General features: G+C 31.8%; 24 protein-coding genes and 3 tRNA genes. 13 read left to right on the top strand and 14 right to left on the bottom strand.

Annotation, left to right across the window (positions count from 1 at the left end):
* Positions 1-45 precede the first annotated feature (45 nt).
* The 3 genes from rnc to ABMY20_RS11450 are packed head-to-tail and all read right to left on the bottom strand — an operon-like array spanning position 46 to position 2,283.
* Complete coding sequence (gene rnc, locus ABMY20_RS11460) at positions 46-783, bottom strand: ribonuclease III (protein WP_047788247.1); 738 nt, start codon at positions 781-783, stop codon at positions 46-48.
* Between the two features lie 6 nt (positions 784-789).
* Complete coding sequence (gene fabF, locus ABMY20_RS11455) at positions 790-2,040, bottom strand: beta-ketoacyl-ACP synthase II (RefSeq protein ID WP_159509347.1); 1,251 nt, start codon at positions 2,038-2,040, stop codon at positions 790-792.
* Positions 2,041-2,046: 6 nt separating this feature from the next.
* On the bottom strand, positions 2,047-2,283 hold the full coding sequence (locus tag ABMY20_RS11450) for an acyl carrier protein (RefSeq protein WP_028891431.1): 237 nt from the start codon (positions 2,281-2,283) through the stop codon (positions 2,047-2,049).
* 180 nt (positions 2,284-2,463) lie between these two features.
* Between ABMY20_RS11450 and ABMY20_RS11445 the strand changes: the two genes are divergently transcribed.
* Both ABMY20_RS11445 and ABMY20_RS11440 read left to right on the top strand, forming a co-directional pair.
* Entirely contained in the window at positions 2,464-3,033 is a 570-nt protein-coding gene (locus ABMY20_RS11445; RefSeq protein WP_349265341.1) for a phosphoribosylglycinamide formyltransferase, read from the top strand.
* The gene (locus ABMY20_RS11440) at positions 3,026-3,664 is read left to right on the top strand and encodes a ribonuclease H family protein (RefSeq protein WP_349265340.1); all 639 of its coding nucleotides are present in this window, start codon (positions 3,026-3,028) and stop codon (positions 3,662-3,664) included. The genes ABMY20_RS11445 and ABMY20_RS11440 overlap by 8 nt, the downstream gene beginning before the upstream one ends.
* 56 nt (positions 3,665-3,720) lie before the next feature.
* On the opposite strand, the gene ABMY20_RS11435 is transcribed toward ABMY20_RS11440, so the two are convergent.
* Positions 3,721-4,068 carry a nicotinic acid mononucleotide adenyltransferase gene (locus ABMY20_RS11435; protein WP_047788243.1) on the bottom strand — a complete coding sequence of 116 codons (348 nt, stop codon included), beginning with the start codon at positions 4,066-4,068 and terminating at the stop codon, positions 3,721-3,723.
* A 161-nt stretch (positions 4,069-4,229) separates the two neighbouring features.
* On the opposite strand from ABMY20_RS11435, the gene ABMY20_RS11430 reads away from it, so the two are divergent.
* The 3 genes from ABMY20_RS11430 (at position 4,230) to ABMY20_RS11420 (ending at position 5,726) form a co-directional block, all read left to right on the top strand.
* Positions 4,230-4,430 carry a dodecin family protein gene (locus ABMY20_RS11430; RefSeq protein WP_047788376.1) on the top strand — a complete coding sequence of 67 codons (201 nt, stop codon included), beginning with the start codon at positions 4,230-4,232 and terminating at the stop codon, positions 4,428-4,430.
* Between the two features lie 78 nt (positions 4,431-4,508).
* Positions 4,509-4,862, top strand: a complete 354-nt coding sequence (locus tag ABMY20_RS11425; RefSeq protein WP_047788242.1) for a DUF1304 domain-containing protein — start codon at positions 4,509-4,511, stop codon at positions 4,860-4,862.
* 57 nt (positions 4,863-4,919) lie between these two features.
* Entirely contained in the window at positions 4,920-5,726 is an 807-nt protein-coding gene (locus ABMY20_RS11420; protein WP_047788241.1) for a mechanosensitive ion channel domain-containing protein, read from the top strand.
* Here the strand turns inward: ABMY20_RS11420 and tsaB are convergent.
* The 10 genes from tsaB to cyoE form a co-directional block, all read right to left on the bottom strand.
* The gene (gene tsaB / locus ABMY20_RS11415; protein ID WP_349265339.1) at positions 5,723-6,397 is read right to left on the bottom strand and encodes a tRNA (adenosine(37)-N6)-threonylcarbamoyltransferase complex dimerization subunit type 1 TsaB; all 675 of its coding nucleotides are present in this window, start codon (positions 6,395-6,397) and stop codon (positions 5,723-5,725) included. The two genes, ABMY20_RS11420 and tsaB, sit on opposite strands and share 4 nt — an antisense overlap.
* 98 nt (positions 6,398-6,495) lie before the next feature.
* Positions 6,496-7,824 (bottom strand): TolC family protein, encoded by a 1,329-nt coding sequence (locus ABMY20_RS11410; RefSeq protein WP_047788239.1) that lies wholly within the window; start codon positions 7,822-7,824, stop codon positions 6,496-6,498.
* Positions 7,825-8,021: 197 nt separating this feature from the next.
* Positions 8,022-8,234 carry a hypothetical protein gene (locus ABMY20_RS11405; protein WP_047788238.1) on the bottom strand — a complete coding sequence of 71 codons (213 nt, stop codon included), beginning with the start codon at positions 8,232-8,234 and terminating at the stop codon, positions 8,022-8,024.
* On the bottom strand, positions 8,227-8,751 hold the full coding sequence (locus ABMY20_RS11400; RefSeq protein ID WP_349265338.1) for a DUF420 domain-containing protein: 525 nt from the start codon (positions 8,749-8,751) through the stop codon (positions 8,227-8,229). Before ABMY20_RS11400 ends, ABMY20_RS11405 begins: the two co-directional genes overlap by 8 nt.
* A 1-nt stretch (position 8,752) precedes the next feature.
* A complete protein-coding gene (locus ABMY20_RS11395) occupies positions 8,753-9,400 on the bottom strand; it encodes an SCO family protein (protein WP_047788236.1) in 648 nt (215 codons plus the stop codon).
* Positions 9,401-9,411: 11 nt separating this feature from the next.
* The gene (locus ABMY20_RS11390) at positions 9,412-10,059 is read right to left on the bottom strand and encodes a hypothetical protein (RefSeq protein WP_047788235.1); all 648 of its coding nucleotides are present in this window, start codon (positions 10,057-10,059) and stop codon (positions 9,412-9,414) included.
* Positions 10,060-10,119: 60 nt separating this feature from the next.
* Entirely contained in the window at positions 10,120-10,458 is a 339-nt protein-coding gene (locus ABMY20_RS11385) for a cytochrome C oxidase subunit IV family protein (protein ID WP_047788234.1), read from the bottom strand.
* A 20-nt stretch (positions 10,459-10,478) separates the two neighbouring features.
* A complete protein-coding gene (locus tag ABMY20_RS11380) occupies positions 10,479-11,462 on the bottom strand; it encodes a cytochrome c oxidase subunit 3 (RefSeq protein ID WP_047788233.1) in 984 nt (327 codons plus the stop codon).
* Positions 11,463-11,518: 56 nt separating this feature from the next.
* On the bottom strand, positions 11,519-12,103 hold the full coding sequence (locus ABMY20_RS11375; protein WP_047788232.1) for a cytochrome c oxidase subunit 3: 585 nt from the start codon (positions 12,101-12,103) through the stop codon (positions 11,519-11,521).
* Positions 12,103-13,041, bottom strand: a complete 939-nt coding sequence (cyoE, locus tag ABMY20_RS11370; protein WP_349265337.1) for a heme o synthase — start codon at positions 13,039-13,041, stop codon at positions 12,103-12,105. The genes ABMY20_RS11375 and cyoE overlap by 1 nt, the downstream gene beginning before the upstream one ends.
* Before the next feature lie 137 nt (positions 13,042-13,178).
* On the opposite strand from cyoE, the gene ABMY20_RS11365 reads away from it, so the two are divergent.
* The 8 genes from ABMY20_RS11365 (at position 13,179) to ABMY20_RS11330 (ending at position 17,248) form a co-directional block, all read left to right on the top strand.
* Positions 13,179-13,250: transfer RNA gene (locus ABMY20_RS11365), tRNA-Gly, on the top strand.
* Between the two features lie 23 nt (positions 13,251-13,273).
* Positions 13,274-13,362, top strand: a tRNA-Leu gene (locus ABMY20_RS11360).
* A 61-nt stretch (positions 13,363-13,423) separates the two neighbouring features.
* Positions 13,424-13,509, top strand: a tRNA-Leu gene (locus ABMY20_RS11355).
* 108 nt (positions 13,510-13,617) lie between these two features.
* Positions 13,618-14,325, top strand: coding sequence for a DUF547 domain-containing protein (locus tag ABMY20_RS11350; RefSeq protein WP_349265336.1), 708 nt, complete (start codon positions 13,618-13,620; stop codon positions 14,323-14,325).
* 73 nt (positions 14,326-14,398) lie between these two features.
* A complete protein-coding gene (locus ABMY20_RS11345) occupies positions 14,399-14,734 on the top strand; it encodes an arsenosugar biosynthesis-associated peroxidase-like protein (RefSeq protein ID WP_047788229.1) in 336 nt (111 codons plus the stop codon).
* Positions 14,735-14,896: 162 nt separating this feature from the next.
* Positions 14,897-15,952, top strand: a complete 1,056-nt coding sequence (gene arsS / locus ABMY20_RS11340; RefSeq protein ID WP_253055792.1) for an arsenosugar biosynthesis radical SAM (seleno)protein ArsS — start codon at positions 14,897-14,899, stop codon at positions 15,950-15,952.
* A 152-nt stretch (positions 15,953-16,104) separates the two neighbouring features.
* Positions 16,105-16,620: a rhodanese-like domain-containing protein gene (locus tag ABMY20_RS11335; RefSeq protein WP_047788227.1), complete on the top strand. Its 516-nt coding sequence runs from the start codon at positions 16,105-16,107 to the stop codon at positions 16,618-16,620.
* On the top strand, positions 16,613-17,248 hold the full coding sequence (locus ABMY20_RS11330) for a TIGR04282 family arsenosugar biosynthesis glycosyltransferase (protein ID WP_047788226.1): 636 nt from the start codon (positions 16,613-16,615) through the stop codon (positions 17,246-17,248). The genes ABMY20_RS11335 and ABMY20_RS11330 overlap by 8 nt, the downstream gene beginning before the upstream one ends.
* Positions 17,249-17,453 lie beyond the last annotated feature (205 nt).

Below are 17,453 nucleotides of genomic sequence, written 5' to 3'. Positions count from 1 at the left end.
AGAAAATACTATGTAAAATTTATGAAAACGTTTATTGTTTATACGTTAAGATTTTAGCATTTGTTTTTGCATTGCAAAATAAACCCTTTTAGCAGCAATTTCTTCTGCTTTTTTCTTAGAGGTAGCTCTTCCCTTAGCTACAATACTACCATCAATACTTACGCGTACACTAAAATGTTTTTTACTCTGGTTACCTGAGTCTTCGTATGATTCAAACTTATACTTTTTCTTCTGCTTTTGACACCATTCTATAACAAAACCTTTATAACTAGATATTTTACCTTCTAATCTTTCAATATCTACATAAGGCATTATTACTTGCTCGTAAATAAACTGGTGGCAATAATTGTATCCTCTATCTAAGTAAATTGCACCTACCAGAGCTTCAAAAATATTTCCGTGAATATTATTGCTAACGTGCTCTTTAGAAATATTACTCTTTATAAATCTAATCAACTCTAGATCTTTACCTAAGCTATTTAAATGCTCTCTACTTACTATTTTAGATCGCATTTGTGTTAAATACCCTTCATCTCCTTCAGGTACTTTTTTAAATAAATAGGAAGCAATTACAGTTCCTAAAATAGCGTCACCTAAAAACTCTAACCGTTCGTAGTTTATTGGATGCCCTTTACTATCTACTAATTTTAAAGATCTGTGCGTAAATGCTTTTTTATAATACGATAACTTAATTGGTTTAAAATTAAGCAGCTCTTTTAATTCGTAGTAGAAGTTTTCATCCTCTTTGTTTTGGGGTTTAACAATTCTACGAAGAAAATTCATAAAAGATTAATCTAGTTTTCTAAAGGCTATACAAGCATTATGCCCACCGAAACCAAATGTGTTGCTCATAGCAACTTTAATATCTCTTTTTTGAGCATTATTCAACGTTAGGTTTAATTCTGGATTGATGTTTTCATCAACATTAACATGATTAATTGTTGGAGGAACAACACCATGTTCCATTGCTAATAATGATGCTATTGCTTCAATAGCACCTGCAGCCCCCAACAAGTGTCCAGTCATAGACTTTGTTGAGTTAATATTAATGTTCTTTGCATGATCTCCAAAAACTTCAGATATTGCTTTTAATTCAGCAACATCTCCTAAAGGTGTTGAAGTCCCATGTGTATTAATATGATCTACATCTTCAGGTTTTATACCTGCATTTTCTAAGCAGTTTTTCATTACTGCAATTACACCTATTCCATCTGGGTGAGGTGCTGTCATATGGTAAGCATCTGACGATAACCCTCCACCAATAACTTCAGCGTAAATCTTTGCTCCTCTAGCCTTAGCATGTTCATACTCTTCTAAAACTATAGCTCCTGCACCTTCTCCTAAAACGAATCCATCACGTTCAGCATCAAATGGTCTTGAAGCTGTTTCTGGACTTTCATTTCTAGTAGATAGGGCGTGCATAGCGTTAAAACCACCCATACCTGCAATTGTAACAGCAGCTTCACTTCCCCCTGTTACAACTACATCACAATGACCTAGTCGAATATAGTTCAAAGCATCAATCATAGCATTTGCAGACGATGCACAAGCAGATACCGTAGTATAGTTAGGCCCCATAAATCCATTTTTAATAGAAATATTCCCAGGGGCAATATCTGCAATCATTTTTGGAATAAAAAAAGGATTGAAACGAGGAGATCCATCTCCTTCAGCATAATTTAACACCTCATTTTGAAACGTTTCCAATCCTCCAATACCAGCTCCCCAAATAACACCAACTCTTAATTTGTTAACATCATCTAGATTTAGCTTAGCATCAGCAATTGCTTCATCTGAAGCAACCATCGCATATTGCGTAAACTTATCCATTTTACGCGCCTCTTTTCTGTTTATAAAATCGGTCGCGTTGAAATCTTTAAGCTCACATGCGAAACGAGTTTTGAACTTGGCAGCATCAAAATACGTTATAGGTGCTGCTCCGCTAACTCCGTTAACCAAGCTATTCCAATACTCTTCTTTATTGTTTCCTATTGGCGTTAATGCGCCAAGTCCAGTTACTACAACTCGTTTTAATTGCATATAATCTTATTTTTTTGCGTCTTCAATATAGCTAATCGCTTGACCTACAGTACCAATGTTTTCTGCCTGATCATCTGGAATTTGAATATCAAATTCTTTTTCGAATTCCATGATTAACTCAACCGTATCTAAAGAATCTGCTCCTAAATCGTTTGTGAAGCTTGCTTCGTTAGTTACTTCGTTATCGTCTACTCCTAATTTGTCTACGATAATTGCTTTTACTCTTGATGCAATGTCTGACATAATTTGTTTGTTTTAAAATTTAAAATCGAGGCAAAAATACAAATCTTAGTTATTAATTCTAATTTTTGCTCAAAAATGTGATGTCTAAAATAAAAAAAATACCTGAATATTTTGCTACATACACCACCATTGTTAATAATTATTCTTTTTTTTGTAGTAACAAAACAACTAAATTTTAACATGAAACGCATCGTTATTTTTGCTTCTGGTTCGGGTTCTAATGCCGAAAACATCATAAAACACTTCAATTCAACTAAAACTGCAATTGTTACTCATGTGCTTTCTAACAACCAACGTGCCAAAGTTTTTGACCGTTGTGAACGACTAAACATTGATGCATCTTTATTTGATAGAGAAAGCTTTAGTAAAGATGACACTGTTTTAAACTTTTTACTCGCTGAAGCTGATATTATTGTATTAGCTGGTTTTTTATGGCGTATTCCTTCTAAAATTGTGGAAGCTTTCGCTAATAAAATAATCAATATACACCCAGCATTGTTACCAAAATATGGAGGAAAAGGAATGTACGGAATGAACGTACATAATGCTGTAAAAGAAAATAATGAAACTGAAACAGGTATTACTATACATTACGTGAATGAAAATTATGACGAAGGTGCTATTATCTTCCAAGCTAAAACAACTATTTCATTTGATGATACTCCAGAGACTATAGCAAAGAAAGTTCATGAATTAGAATATAAACATTTCCCAAAGGTTATAGAAGAGGTTATTTTACACAATGAGTAAGAAGAAAAAATATTATGTAGTTTGGAAGGGAAAAAAAACAGGTGTTTTTTCATCTTGGGATACTTGTAAAAAGCAAATTAATGGTTTTACTGGTGCACAATACAAAGCTTTTGCTGATAAAAACGAAGCTGAATTAGCCTTAAAAAAAAGCTATAATGACTATAAAGGAAAAGATACTAAAAAAATAAGCCTTTCCGCAAAAGAAAAAGCCAAATACGGTTCTCCCATCTTAGAAAGTATTTCTGTTGACGCTGCTTGTGCCGGAAACCCTGGCTTAATGGAATATAGAGGGGTATTAACTCATAACAAGAAAGAAATATTTAAAATGGGACCATTTAATAACGGCACTAATAATATTGGTGAGTTCTTAGCTCTTGTACATGGAATTGCTTTGTTAAAAAGTAAAAATATGGATTCTCTCCCTATTTATTCTGACTCTAAAATCGCTATGAGTTGGGTTAAAAATAAGCAATGCAGAACCAATATTACATTTGATAGTTCTAATAAAGAAATTTTAGATTTAATTAGACGTGCTGAAAAATGGTTGGAAGAGAATTCTTATAAAAACCCGTTATTAAAGTGGGAAACTAAGGCTTGGGGTGAAATTCCTGCTGATTTTGGTAGAAAATAAAAAAACCGAGTATCTAAAATACTCGGTCTAATTTTCTTATTCTGCAAAATATTAACTTATTTCACTGCCATTTTGGTCTCTTCCTTCCAAGTTTGTACGCTTGCTATGGCATTGTCTTTAAAATCAATTTCTTTTAACCCATCTTCTTTCCACATAAACCATTTACCTACTTTTTTTCCTGCTTCATAATGGCCTATAGTTACTTTATTTCCTTTTTTATCAAAAGAAGTCCAAGTACCTGTTAACTTTTTATCTTTGAAAAAACCTTGCTCTTTAATAGTGCCATCTTTATAAAAATAAGTAGCTTTTACTAAGTCTCCTTCAACTTCATATTTTGGTTCCACGTCTTGAGCTTGCATAAATGAAACCGACAACATACAAACTGCTATTATTAATTTTTTCATAATGTAAATCTTTTAAAGTTAATACCTCTTAACACAAATATACAAAAAATTTACATATTAAAAACATTTACATAACATTAAATTAACATTAGATGTTTCATCTACATAAAAACATTATTAAAAGCTTATATTTACATGTATTAATCTTTAAAAAAATTATTATGGCAGTAATGAAAGTTATTGAAATTTTAGCAAACTCTGAAAAAAGCTGGGAAGATGCTACTAGAAAAGCAATTAAACAAGCTTCTAAATCGGTAAAAGGAATTAAATCTGCTTTTGTACAATCACAAAGTGTGGTTGTTAATGATGATGAAGTAACTGAGTTTAGAGTAAACCTAAAAGTAACTTTTGAAGTAAATTAACATCTATATAAACTAGTCACTTACCATATGCGGTTTTAGTAGTTGCTCGAGCAGCATATTTCATCTTTATTAATTATCATGAACATTATACAATATTCTCTTTTAACTCTAGTAGCTATTATTCATTTATATATTCTTGTACTAGAGATGCTTTTATGGACCAAACCTAAAGGAATAAAAACCTTTGGTTTAAAATCAAAAGATTTTGCTGAGGAAACAAAAGTATTAGCCGCTAATCAAGGGTTATACAACGGTTTTCTTGCAGCTGGTTTAACTTGGTCTATTTTATCACAAAAAATTGATGTGGGAATATTTTTCTTGATTTGTGTTTTTATTGCTGGTCTTTATGGTTCTTTTTCTACAAAAAAACCTCGTATTTTTGTCATTCAGTCTATTCCTGCTTTATTAGGTTTAATCAGTTTAATACTATAAAAATCTAACCGCTACTTATTAAAAATCATTTATTAACAACTAAAATTTACCATAAAAATGGAAAAGTATTTTGAAAAATTTCAAGATTTAATAATGACATACGCTCCGAAAGCGATTATGGCTATTATTATTTACATTGTAGGTTCTTACATTATTGGACTACTACTTAAAGCTACAAGAAAAATAATGATTAAAAGAGAAGTAGACATTACGCTACAAAAGTTCTTAGTTAATTTACTACATTGGACTTTAAAAATCCTTTTAATAATCACAGTAATAGCAAAATTGGGTGTTGAAACCACATCTTTTGCTGCTATTTTAGCCTCAGCTGGTTTGGCTGTTGGTCTTGCTTTACAAGGTTCTTTAGGTAATTTTGCTGGCGGTGTTTTAATTATGCTTTTTAAACCTTTTAAGATTGGAGATTTAATAGAGGCTCAAGGTGAAATTGGTGTTGTAAAAGAAATAGAAATATTTACTACCAAGCTTACGGGCTTATCTAACAAAGAAATAATTATACCTAATGGTTCTTTATCTAATGGAAACATTGTTAATTACTCTGCCGAAGGTACACGTAGAGTAGATTTAACCTTTGGTGTTTCTTACGATGCTGATATTAAACAAACCAAAGAAATATTAATGAATGTTATTACCTCGCACCCAAAAGTATTAAAAGACCCTGCTCCTACAGTAAATGTATCTGAATTGGCAGATAGTTCTGTAAATTTTGCTGTGAGACCTTGGTCTAAAACAGAAGATTATTGGGCTGTATACTTTGATATAACTGAAAACACAAAAATAGCCTTAGATAATGCTGGAATTGAAATTCCTTACCCTCACTCAGTAGAAATCCACAAAGAGGGTTAACGTTTTTTTTCAGGCGTAACTACAAAATCTTTTAAATAAAAAGGTTCAAAATAAGCGACATCTTCGATGTCGTTTTTTTTGTACTTATCTAAACTTAACTGAACCATTTCTTTTGCAGAAGGAAACTCTCCATCAATAAAAACTGCATTTTCGTTCACAATTACTCCTTTACACTTTTCTGCTCCATCACCTATAAAGTATACCTTCCCTTTAGATAAATATTCTTCAAAAGAACTTTCATTTATGATTTCTGCTTTTATATCTCTTACCTGTTCGTATTTAGAATTATATACAGCTGCATATACTTCCATACGACGTGCGTCTAACATCGGGACAATAACTCCTTCCTTTACAGAAACTTTATGAGCTAATGATTGTAATGTTTCAATAGATATTAAAGACTTGTCAAAAGCAAAACATAATCCTTTTGCTGCTGAAACTCCAATACGTAGTCCTGTATAAGAACCAGGACCTTTACTTACTGCAACAGCATCAATATCATTAAAAGAAAGCTTTGCTTTTTTCATTACTTGTTGAATAAATGGATGCAGCTTTTCAGCATGTGAATAATTTCCATCATTTAACTCTTGTAAAGCTAAAAGCTCTCCTTTTATTGCTACGCTAACCGAACAGTTTTTTGTTGCTGTTTCTATGTGTAAGATTGTTGCCAAATCTGAAAATTTATTTTTGGCAAAGATACATTATAAAGAAAAACCTCATTAGTAAAATTCTAACAAGGCTTTTTCAACAATAAATAAATTTTTCTTAGCTAGTCAACAATTGACTCCCCGTAATAAAATTTTAATACTTTAGTTTTAAATACATAATCGTATTTAGCCCTAATCATTGCTCCTTCTGCATTTACTAATCGATTACGTACTTGATCAAAATCAAATTGAGTCATTGACCCATAGTCATAACTAACTTGTGCATTTTTAAAGGCTTCTTTTTGAGCCTCTAATGATACTTGTGCTGCTTCATATGTTTTAGCAGCTGCTTTAGCATCTAAAAAAGCTCTTTCAATTTCTTGTTGCAACTGTAATTTTTGACTTTCCAATCTAAATTCACTAATTGAATTATTTACAATAGATCGTTCAACATTAGCATCATTTCTAAACCCATTAAAAATTGGAATATTAACGCTAAATCCTAGGCTAAAACCTAAATTACCATCTAACTGATCTAAAAGCCTACCTGCTGGAGCTGAAGGATCTAAAAAATACCTATAATTTGTGTTGGCTCCTAAAGAAGCATTGATAGTAGGATAATATCCTGATTTAGCAATTTCAACACCTAATTTAGTGCTTTCAACATCTAATTTAGCTCTTTCTATATCTGGCCAAACAGTTAATGCTTTTTCATATACCACATTTGCGTTATCATATAATAATGCTGCTGAAGGAGACCCTACTTCAATATCTGCTACATTAAAATCTTTAGAAGGAATTTGTAATAATTGACTTAATCTTAATAAAGCTATACTCAAAGTATTTTCTTGTAGTACTACATTTTGAACATCATTTGCAGCCGTAGATTCAACGTTTAATAAATCTCCTTTGGGTATTACTCCTCCTTCAAACTGAGCTCTTGCTCTTTCAATTTGCTTTTTACTGATTTCTGCTTGCACCTTAGCTACTGATAAATTTTCTTTAGCAAATAATACATTTAAATACTCATTAACTACATTAAGTGAAATATCATTTTCTACTTTGGCTAAATCTAGTTTACTCCCTTCTACTCCTAATACTGCTTGCTTTTTTTGATTTAAGTTTTTAAAACCATTAAAAACCGTATAACTAGCATTTACACCTAACGCCCCTCCAAATAGGGTTGTATTTTCTGTTCTGTTTTGAGATACAGGGTCAAATGAAGACCCAGTAGAAAGGTTTCCTGATGTTGAAGCATTTATACTTGGTAAAAAATTAGCTTTATTACTTTTAACATCTGCTTCAGCAATCTCAATATTTAAGCGGTTTTGCTTAACTGTTATATTATTTTTTAATGCGTAATCTACACACTCTTTAAGTGTCCATTGTTTTTGTGAAAAAACAGCTACAGAAGTAAAAATAGCTGCAAATAATGCAATTTTAGTTTTCAAAAGATCAATATTTTTTATTTAAACTCAGTTAGTTGATATTTCTAAAAGTAGAAATATATCGCTTTTCTATTAATTACAAAAGCTAGCAAACAATTTTATAACTTAATATGTAAATATGGTAAGTTATTTTATTTATTGCTACTATGTGACGATTAAAACAAAAAAATGTTACAAAAAATTCTTGATTTTTAGGAAAACTAATTTTTTGCTTTCTTTTTGTGACGATAAATAAAGTAAAATAAAAGTCCGACTAATATATATGGAAACACCATTAAATAAGTTATTCCATTATTTACTCCTTCAGCAATAGTTTCATTTCCTCCTTCTATCACTGCCTTACACATTGCACATTGTGCTGAAGTATTGAAAGAAAAACCAAGTAATATTAAAAATATAATCTTTTTAAACATAATAAGGTGATATCATTAAATAAACAACTACTCCAGTAACCGCTACATATAACCATAAGGGAAATGTAATTTTTGCTATTTTTTTATGTTCAGGAAAATTACCCAAACGAGCTCTCATAAAAGTTATCAATACAAATGGAATAATGATTATTGACAATAATATATGAGTAATTAAGATGAAAAAATACACATATTTAATTATTCCTTCTCCTCCAAATTTAGTAGAATCTGAAGTCATGTGATATGCTACATACATCACTAAGAATAGTGCTGAACAAACAATAGCTGTGGTATTTAGCTGTTCATGTAATTTTATTTTTCCGTTTTTGATTGCAACTACTGAAGCGACGAGCAACATAGCCGTAAAACCATTTATACTAGCATAAATAGGCGGTAAAAAAGACAATGGTTCTACATTAGGTATTTTAATTCCAAATAGAGCAGCTACTGCTATAGGGATTACGATAGAAACTATAGTAATAAATTTTTTATATTTTTTTTCTTCTATTGCACTCATGTTACTCTTTCAGTAATAACTTAATATCTTCTTTTAACTCACTAATTTGGTTTCCGAAATTATGTTCATCTAAGGCTCTGTAATACATAATTGGATTTCCATGTTCATCATATCTTGAACGGATATATCCATCTTTATCTACTAATGCAAACAAACCAGAATGTTCAAATCCACCATGGCTAGCTTCTCCTTTCCCTGCATACAGCTTAAAACCTTCATTTGACAAATTATATACAATATCCTCTGGTTTTCCAGTAAGTAAATGCCAGTTTCTATGGTTTATACCATTATTCTTAGCATATTCTTTCAATTGGTGTGGTGTGTCAATTTCTGGAGTAATTGAAAATGATGCTATACCAAAATTAGGATTCCCCATAAATTCATTTTGAATTTCTACCATTTGTGCATTCATTAAAGGACAGATAGTAGGACAAGTGGCAAAAAAGAACTCAACTACATATACTTTTCCTTCGTAGTCCTTATTGGTGATTGTTTCACCGTCTTGATTGATAAATTCGAAGTCGGGTACTTTATTAAATTTATGCAGATTTGCTGTTTGAAAATGTGCTATAATCTTAGGAATTGCATAAATACCAAAAAGCAATACTATTAGTGAAATACCTATGTATGAATAATTTTGTTTTTTCATGTGAGTCTTCCTTAAATTTCTCTATCTGCGTTATTCTTTTTTAATGCCAAACGATATTCAGCCAATACTACCTTAACATCATCTTTCATTTTATTGTTTAATTCAGCTACAGACTTCATATTATAACCAAACAACTTTCCTCCTAAACTATCTTCATCATCTGTTCTGCCTCTTAAGCTCCCATTTTTATCAATTATAAAAGCTTTTGAAGAATGTAAATTTCTATCTAATGATTGGTTTGTTTTAAAGCTATCATACAGTACCTCAATTTCAGCATCACTAGCAAAGATAAAGTTCCATTTTATCATATTGGTATAAACTCCTATTTCCTTCTGAAGTTTTTCTACTTCTTCTTTTGCTTCTTTAGAAGCAATAACAACTAGCTGAAAGTCTTTGAATCCATAAAATGGTTTATAGATTTTTTCATTGAGATTAAATAATTCTCCTTTTGCGTCTTGTACATTACTTCCTATAAAGGTAACTATTGATATTCTCTTATCAAACTGATCTTTATTACTAATTGATGAGACATCAATTACATTTTCTGTTAGTACAGGTAACTTAGCAAAGTTATTAATTCCTAATGACAAAAATATATAAAACAATAGCGGCACAATAAACAGTGCAAATAACACTATGTTTCTTTTCGTTTTATTCATTTTTAATGTTCTTATATAAAAAAAGGTGGTTTACACCACCTTTTAACTGTTTTTATACGATTACCATTTTACTAATGGTGATAATGTTTCAAATAAGTAATCACCTTCAATTAAAACGAGTGTAACTAAATAGCAAATTAAGAAAACTCCCGTCCAAACTATAGAACGCCTAAGCCATGGCTTTTCTCCTTCTAAATGCATAAAAGCCCATGCTATATAATATGCTTTTACGATTGTTAATATTATAAATATCCAGTTTAACCAACTAGTACCCCAACCATGTAGGTGTAAAGATGCTGGTTTAATAATACCTAATACTACCTCTACTGTTGTAACTATTGTTAAGATTGCTAAAACAACCCAAATTCTTTTTGTATTTGATTCGTGTGCGTGACCCATTTTTACTATTGTTTTTTTAATTATACTAAGTAGAAGAAAGTAAATACAAATACCCAAACTAAATCTACAAAGTGCCAATATAAACCTACCTTCTCAACCATTTCGTAGTGTCCTCTACGTTCGTAGGTACCTAATACAACGTTAAAGAAAATAATGATATTTAAAATAATACCTGAAAATACGTGAAATCCGTGAAATCCTGTAATAAAGAAAAAGAAATCAGCAAAGATAGGATTTCCATACTCATTTTCTATTAAGTTAGCACCTTCAACAACTTTTGTAGCTGTAGCTAACTTTGCAATACTTTCTTCTCTTGACAAAACAATTTTTTGTTTCGTTTCAGGATTAATTTTTTCAATTCTTATTAATAAAGATGGATCTGCTTTAAAAGCTTCTTGTACCTGAGCTACTGAATACTGAGAAATAGTTGCTTCATTTTGAAACCATAAACCATTTTCTCTGGTGTGTTGTATTCTTTCATCTTTTCTATCGTTATGAACAAAATCTGCTAATGCAATTTGATGACCATCTTTTACAAACTGTAAAATATGATTATCTGCAGACTTTACAGCTCCATAAGAACCATTAATAAAGTTTTTCCATTCCCAAGCCTGTGACCCAACGAAAATAATACCAAAAACGATAGTAGCAAACATATACCAAGCTACTTTTTTCTTTTGCATTTTATGACCTGCATCTACAGCTAACACCATTGTTACCGACGATACAATTAAAATAAATGTCATTAATGCTACATAGTACATCGGTGCATGTACACCGTGTAATCCAGGAAAGTGTGTAAATACCTCATCAGCAATAGGCCAAGAATCAATAAATTTAAAACGTGTTAAACCATACGCTGCTAAAAAGCCCGAAAAAGTTAATGCATCTGATACGATGAAAAACCACATCATCATTTTACCATAACTAGCTCCAAATGGTTTTACACCACCTCCGCCCCAGGTCTCTTTGTTGTCAGAATTTACAGCAATATTTGCTCCCATAAATCTCTTATTGTTAATTTTTGTTAAATCAGTGCGCCAAAATTACGCATTTTTCATCATCTAATAAAATAGAAAAAGAAAAATAGATAAATCCATAGCACATCAACGAAATGCCAAAAGATTGCACCTAGTTCAAATCCAAGCATATCAGCTGAAGAATACTTCTTTTTAAAATGATTATAAATAACGACAAAAAGCACTATTACACCCGCTAATAGGTGTAAAACATGCATAAACGTAATTCCTATAATAAATGATGTAGACACTGTGCTTTCAGGACCTGTAAAGTAAAGCCCTACAGCTTTTAGCTCGTTAAACCCTACATATTGATACCATACAAAACCTAACCCTAAGACTAAAGTAATTAGTAATAAAGTAAACGAAGCTTGTATATTATCTTTTTTTAATAGTTTTTGAGAAAAAAACAGCGTAACACTACTCAACACTATTAATACAGTACTTATGTAAAAAGCTTGAGGTAAATCAAACGTCACCCAATCTTCACGGTTCATACTAACAACATAAGCACTTGTTAACCCTGCAAAAAACATTACCATACTAATCATGGAAATCCACAACATAGGTTTTGCCGATTTACGTTTTGCTACTTTTAACTCTTCTTGTAACGTTTGTTCACTCATTAGTGTAAAAATTTATCTACCACATAAATAATGGGTACAATTGTAATGTAAAAAACACTCGCTAACATTAACTTACGAGCATCTGTATTTTTTTCTGTTTTGTATAACTGTATCGCGTAATACAACATCAACACTCCTAATAATAAAATAATTACTGCTGTTATAGGATATATATAAAAATCTCCCGTCACCTTTAATACAGGCGCAATCGACATTAAAATCATAATACATGTATAAAAGATAATCTGAACAACAGCTCCTTTGTCTTTCTTATCCATTGGAAGCATATGCAACCCTGCTTTATTGTACTCCTCAAACTGAAGCCACCCAATAGCCCAAAAGTGTGGAAATTGCCAAAAAAACTGAATCATAAATAAAAACCCTGCTTCTATACCAAATTTTCCTGTTGCAGCTACCCAACCTAACATAAAAGGAATAGCCCCAGGAATAGCCCCTACAAAAACAGCCAAAGGTGTTAGAGCTTTTAACGGTGTGTAAGCACTAGTATATAAAAAGATAGAAATTGCGCCAAATAAGGCACATTTAGGATCGATTACGTATAATATAGCAATACCAGCAACAGTAAATAGTGTAGCAATAATTAAAGCTACAGTTGCTGACATTCTTCCAGAAGGTAAAGGACGGTTTTTAGTACGTTGCATTACGGCGTCAATATCCTTTTCTATTACTTGGTTAAAAGTATTTGACGCTCCAACCATTAAATATCCTCCTAAAGCTAATAAAATTATTGTAGTGTAATTAATCGATTCTGCCCCTAATAAATATCCAGTGATAGAAGTAAAAACCACACTAATAGACAACCCAACTTTCGTTAACTGTTTAAAGTCTTTAACTATTGATTTTATGGAAGTTTTAGTATGTACAGATGAAACAGAATCCACTTCTAATTTTAAAAAATTTCTGCAAAGATATTCCATTCTTATTGAACAACCATAAAATTTTATTGGAATTAAAATTAAAAAAAAATGAAAACTGCTTTGTAATTAAAAAAATGGTGTTATATTTGCACCCGCATTCGCAGTAATGCACGTTCATTAAAATAAAAAATGACTACGCGAAAGTAGCTCAGGGGTAGAGCATCACCTTGCCAAGGTGAGGGTCGCGGGTTCAAATCCCGTCTTTCGCTCAATCCTTTTTATAAAAGAGTATGCTGAAGTGGTGGAATTGGTAGACACGTTGGACTTAAAATCCAATGAGCCGTAATGCTCGTGCGGGTTCAAGTCCCGCCTTCAGTACCAAGAAACCTCACTTATATGAGTGAGGTTTCATTTTAAAAGTAGTCATTAACAAAGCACATACGCTGAAGTGGTGGAATTGGTAGACACGTTGGACTTAAAATCCAATGGGCCGTAATGCCCGTGCGGGTTCAAGTCCCGCCTTCAGTACAAAAGCCTTAACATTTATTTGTTAAGGCTTTTTTTGTATCAAACTTTTAAAAACATCCTCTGTAATGTTCCCTCAAAACCTACGTCTAAACTTTAAAATCGAAAATCATGCGAAATATATTTTTACTGTTAAGTTTAGCTTTCTTCTTAAATTCTACTGCTCAAACCAACACTTTTGATGCGTTACTAAAAAAACATGTAAATACAAAAGGAAACGTTAACTACAAAGGGTTTAAACAAGACAAAGCTAAACTTCAAGCTTATTTAAATGAGTTAGCAAACATAAAACCTCAAAAATCTTGGTCAGCTTCAAAAGCTAAAGCCTTTTGGGCAAACGCATATAATGCGTACACCATTCAACTAATTTTGGACAATTATCCTCTTAAAAGCATTATGAATATTAAAAAGAAAGGTAAAGACGCATGGAGTATTCCTTTTGCTAAAGTTGGCGGTAAAACCTATACCTTAAATCAAATTGAACATGAAATTTTACGTAAAAAATATAGCGACCCAAAAATTCATGTCGCTGTAAACTGCGCATCAGGCTCTTGTCCTCAATTACCAAATTATGCCTTCACAGAAAAAAATTATGAATCAAAAACTACTCTTTTAATGAAAAAGTTTATCAATGATTCTTCAAGAAATAAAATCTCAGAAAATAACATCCAATTATCTAAAATATTCGAATGGTTTCAAGGAGATTTCACAAAAAAAGGAGACTTAATCAATTTTCTGAATCAATACTCAAATGTAAAAATTAATCAAAAAGCAAAGGTTAGTTATTTAAAATACGATTGGTCTTTAAATGGAAAATAATCTCATTACCCTTTTGTAAAACAGCAGTGAAAACAATTTGGTATTTTTACTTTTTTAATAGAAATGAAATAACATGTCAAAAACATACTACGATCCAGCCGACTTACGAAAGTTTAGTAAAATAACAGAATGGAGTGAAGAATTAGGAAACAAGTTCTTTGATTATTACGGAAAAGTCTTTGAAGAAGGAGCTCTAACCGCACGTGAAAAAAGCTTAATCGCTTTAGCTGTTGCACATACTGAACAATGCCCTTATTGTATTGATGCATACACTAAAGACGGATTACAACGAGGTATTACTAAAGAGGAAATGATGGAAGCCATTCATGTAGGAGCTGCCATTAAAAGTGGAGCAACTTTAGTACACGGGGTTCAAATGATGAATAAAGTCAATAAATTAGAAATGTAAGCAGAAAACTAATTTTGAAAATCAAAATTATGTGAATCGCTTATCCCGAGCATTAGTTTCAATCAAAGTGTATTTTGATTGAAACTACATTAGGAACTAGTCAAAGGATATTAAACACTAAAAAAGATGAGAAGCTGACCTTATTTCAGCTTTATAGAAAGGATAATGAAAAAATCTTTAAAATCTAGAAACAACGATTTAGCTAACACGCAACGCCAGCTTGAAATCATCTCAAACGGAATTTTTGCTGATGGTGAATTACCTACGTTTGCCAAAAAACTCAAAGAGACCAATCAGTTTCCATTACGTCCTAAAAAATTAGAAATTCTTCAAATTAATTTAGGGTACATGTGTAATCAAGTTTGTGCACATTGCCATGTTGATGCTGGTCCTGACCGAAAAGAAATTATGACCACAGAAACCATGGAGCAATGTTTAGATGTGATTCGAAAAACTGGAGCACACACCCTGGATTTAACGGGTGGAGCTCCTGAAATGAATCCGAATTTTCGATGGTTTGTAGAAGAAGCTTCCAAAGCAGGAATTAAAGATTTTATTGTGCGCTCTAACTTAACTATTATTAGAGCGAATAAAAAGTATTACGATTTACCCGAGTTTTTTAAAAAGCACAATGTACATGTAGTTTCTTCTATGCCTCACTGGACTCGTGGAAAAACCGACAAACAACGCGGTGATGGTGTTTTCGACAAATCTATTGAAGCTTTAAAAATGCTAAATGCTGTGGGATATGGAATTGAAGGAACTGGCTTACAACTAGATTTAGTCTATAATCCATCAGGAGCTTTCTTACCAGGAGACCAAGCAGCTTTGGAAGCTGATTTTAAAAAAGCTTTGAAAGAAGATTTTGATATTATTTTCAATTCACTTTTTGCTATTACCAATTTACCTATCAGTCGATTTTTAGATTACTTAATTGCTTCCGAAAATTATGAAGATTATATGTATTCGTTAGTAGAAGCCTACAATCCTATGGCAGTAGAAAATGTAATGTGTACCAACACACTATCGGTAAGTTGGGACGGATATTTATATGATTGCGATTTCAATCAAATGCTAAATCTAAAAGTAGCAAGCAAATCACAGCACATTTCTGAATACAACGAAGCACTGTTGCAAAACAGAAATATCATTATCAATCAACACTGTTATGGTTGCACTGCTGGTGCAGGAAGTAGTTGTCAAGGTACAGTAGCATAGCCCAATGAATTAATGAAACAATGAAGTTATGTAAAAGTAAAATAATGTCACATCGAGTGGTTTTTCTGACATTTTGGAAGAAAAATTGTATCGAGATATAATCACTTTAATTCTCTATAGATTTTATCAAACACCGTGAATGTTTTTTAGATATGAAAAACCTCTTCTTTCTCATATTATTAATATCCGTAAATTCTTTTTCTCAAAAGAACCTAGAACAGTTATTGAAAAAATATAATACTGAAAGTGTTCCGTATATTTCTGTTAGTGAACTACAAAAAGAAAAGCCTTTCGACTCCGCTCAAGGTGACAACACAATTATACTCGACGCTCGTGAACCTAGAGAATTCAAAGTCAGTCATCTTAAAAATGCTATTTGTGTCGGTTATGATCTTTTTAATTTAGAAAACACCTTAGCAAAACTTCCTAAAAACAAGAATACCAAAATTGTAGTATATTGTTCTTTAGGAATTCGTTCAGAAGACATTGCCGAAAAACTACAAAAAGAAGGTTTTATCAACATTTTTAACCTATATGGTGGTATTTTCGAATGGAAAAACCAAGGAAACACAATCGTTAACCTACAAAACAAACCTACAGAAAAAGTCCATGCTTTCAATAAAGAATGGAGTAAATGGTTACACAAAGGAGAAAAAATATATGAATAATCAAAATGAAGTGTCATTTCGAGAGCAGTCGAGAAATCTTCTTCTAATATTTACTAGAAACCCAGAATTAGGTAAAGTAAAAACACGTTTAGCTAAAACAATTGGAGACGAAGCTGCGTTAGATATTTATAAATTCTTATTAGAACACACAAAACAAGTTACCCAAAATTTAACTTGCGATAAAGCTGTATACTACTCGGTAAAAGTTCACGAAAATGATATTTGGAATGCTCCAGTATATCAAAAGCACCTGCAAGAAGGAAACGATTTAGGTATACGAATGCACAACGCTTTTCAACAAGCATTTTCTACTGGATATGAAAAAGTTGTAATTATTGGTAGTGATCTACCTGATTTAACTTCCGAGCACATCAATGAAGCTTTTGAAAAATTGAATTCTAATGATGTAGTTATGGGACCTGCAGAAGATGGTGGTTATTACCTATTAGGCATGAAAAAACTCCATGCTAATATTTTTCAAAATAAAGACTGGGGAACCTCAACTGTTAGAAAAGATACCTTAAACGATTTACAAAACGAATCAGTACATTTGTTAGAAACCTTAAATGATGTAGATGTTTTTGACGACATCAAAAACAACCCAGTATTCAATCAATTTTTAAACTAACCGTCATTACAAGGGAGTATACGAACGAAGTAATCTGCCTATCTCGAAGTCATAACTTAAAGATTGCTTCGCTATCGCTCGCAATTGTAAAGGTTAACTAATTCGTTGACAAAATCTTATATTTTGTTATGCGTATAAATACAGATGATTTAACTCTAGTTCGAAGCTATTTACAGAAGTATCAATTTTTGATAAGTGAGTACGA

The sequence above is a fragment of the Tenacibaculum sp. SSH1-16 genome, from assembly GCF_040104435.1.
Taxonomy (GTDB): domain Bacteria; phylum Bacteroidota; class Bacteroidia; order Flavobacteriales; family Flavobacteriaceae; genus Polaribacter; species Polaribacter mesophilus.
This window is presented reverse-complemented; position numbering and strand designations above follow the sequence as displayed.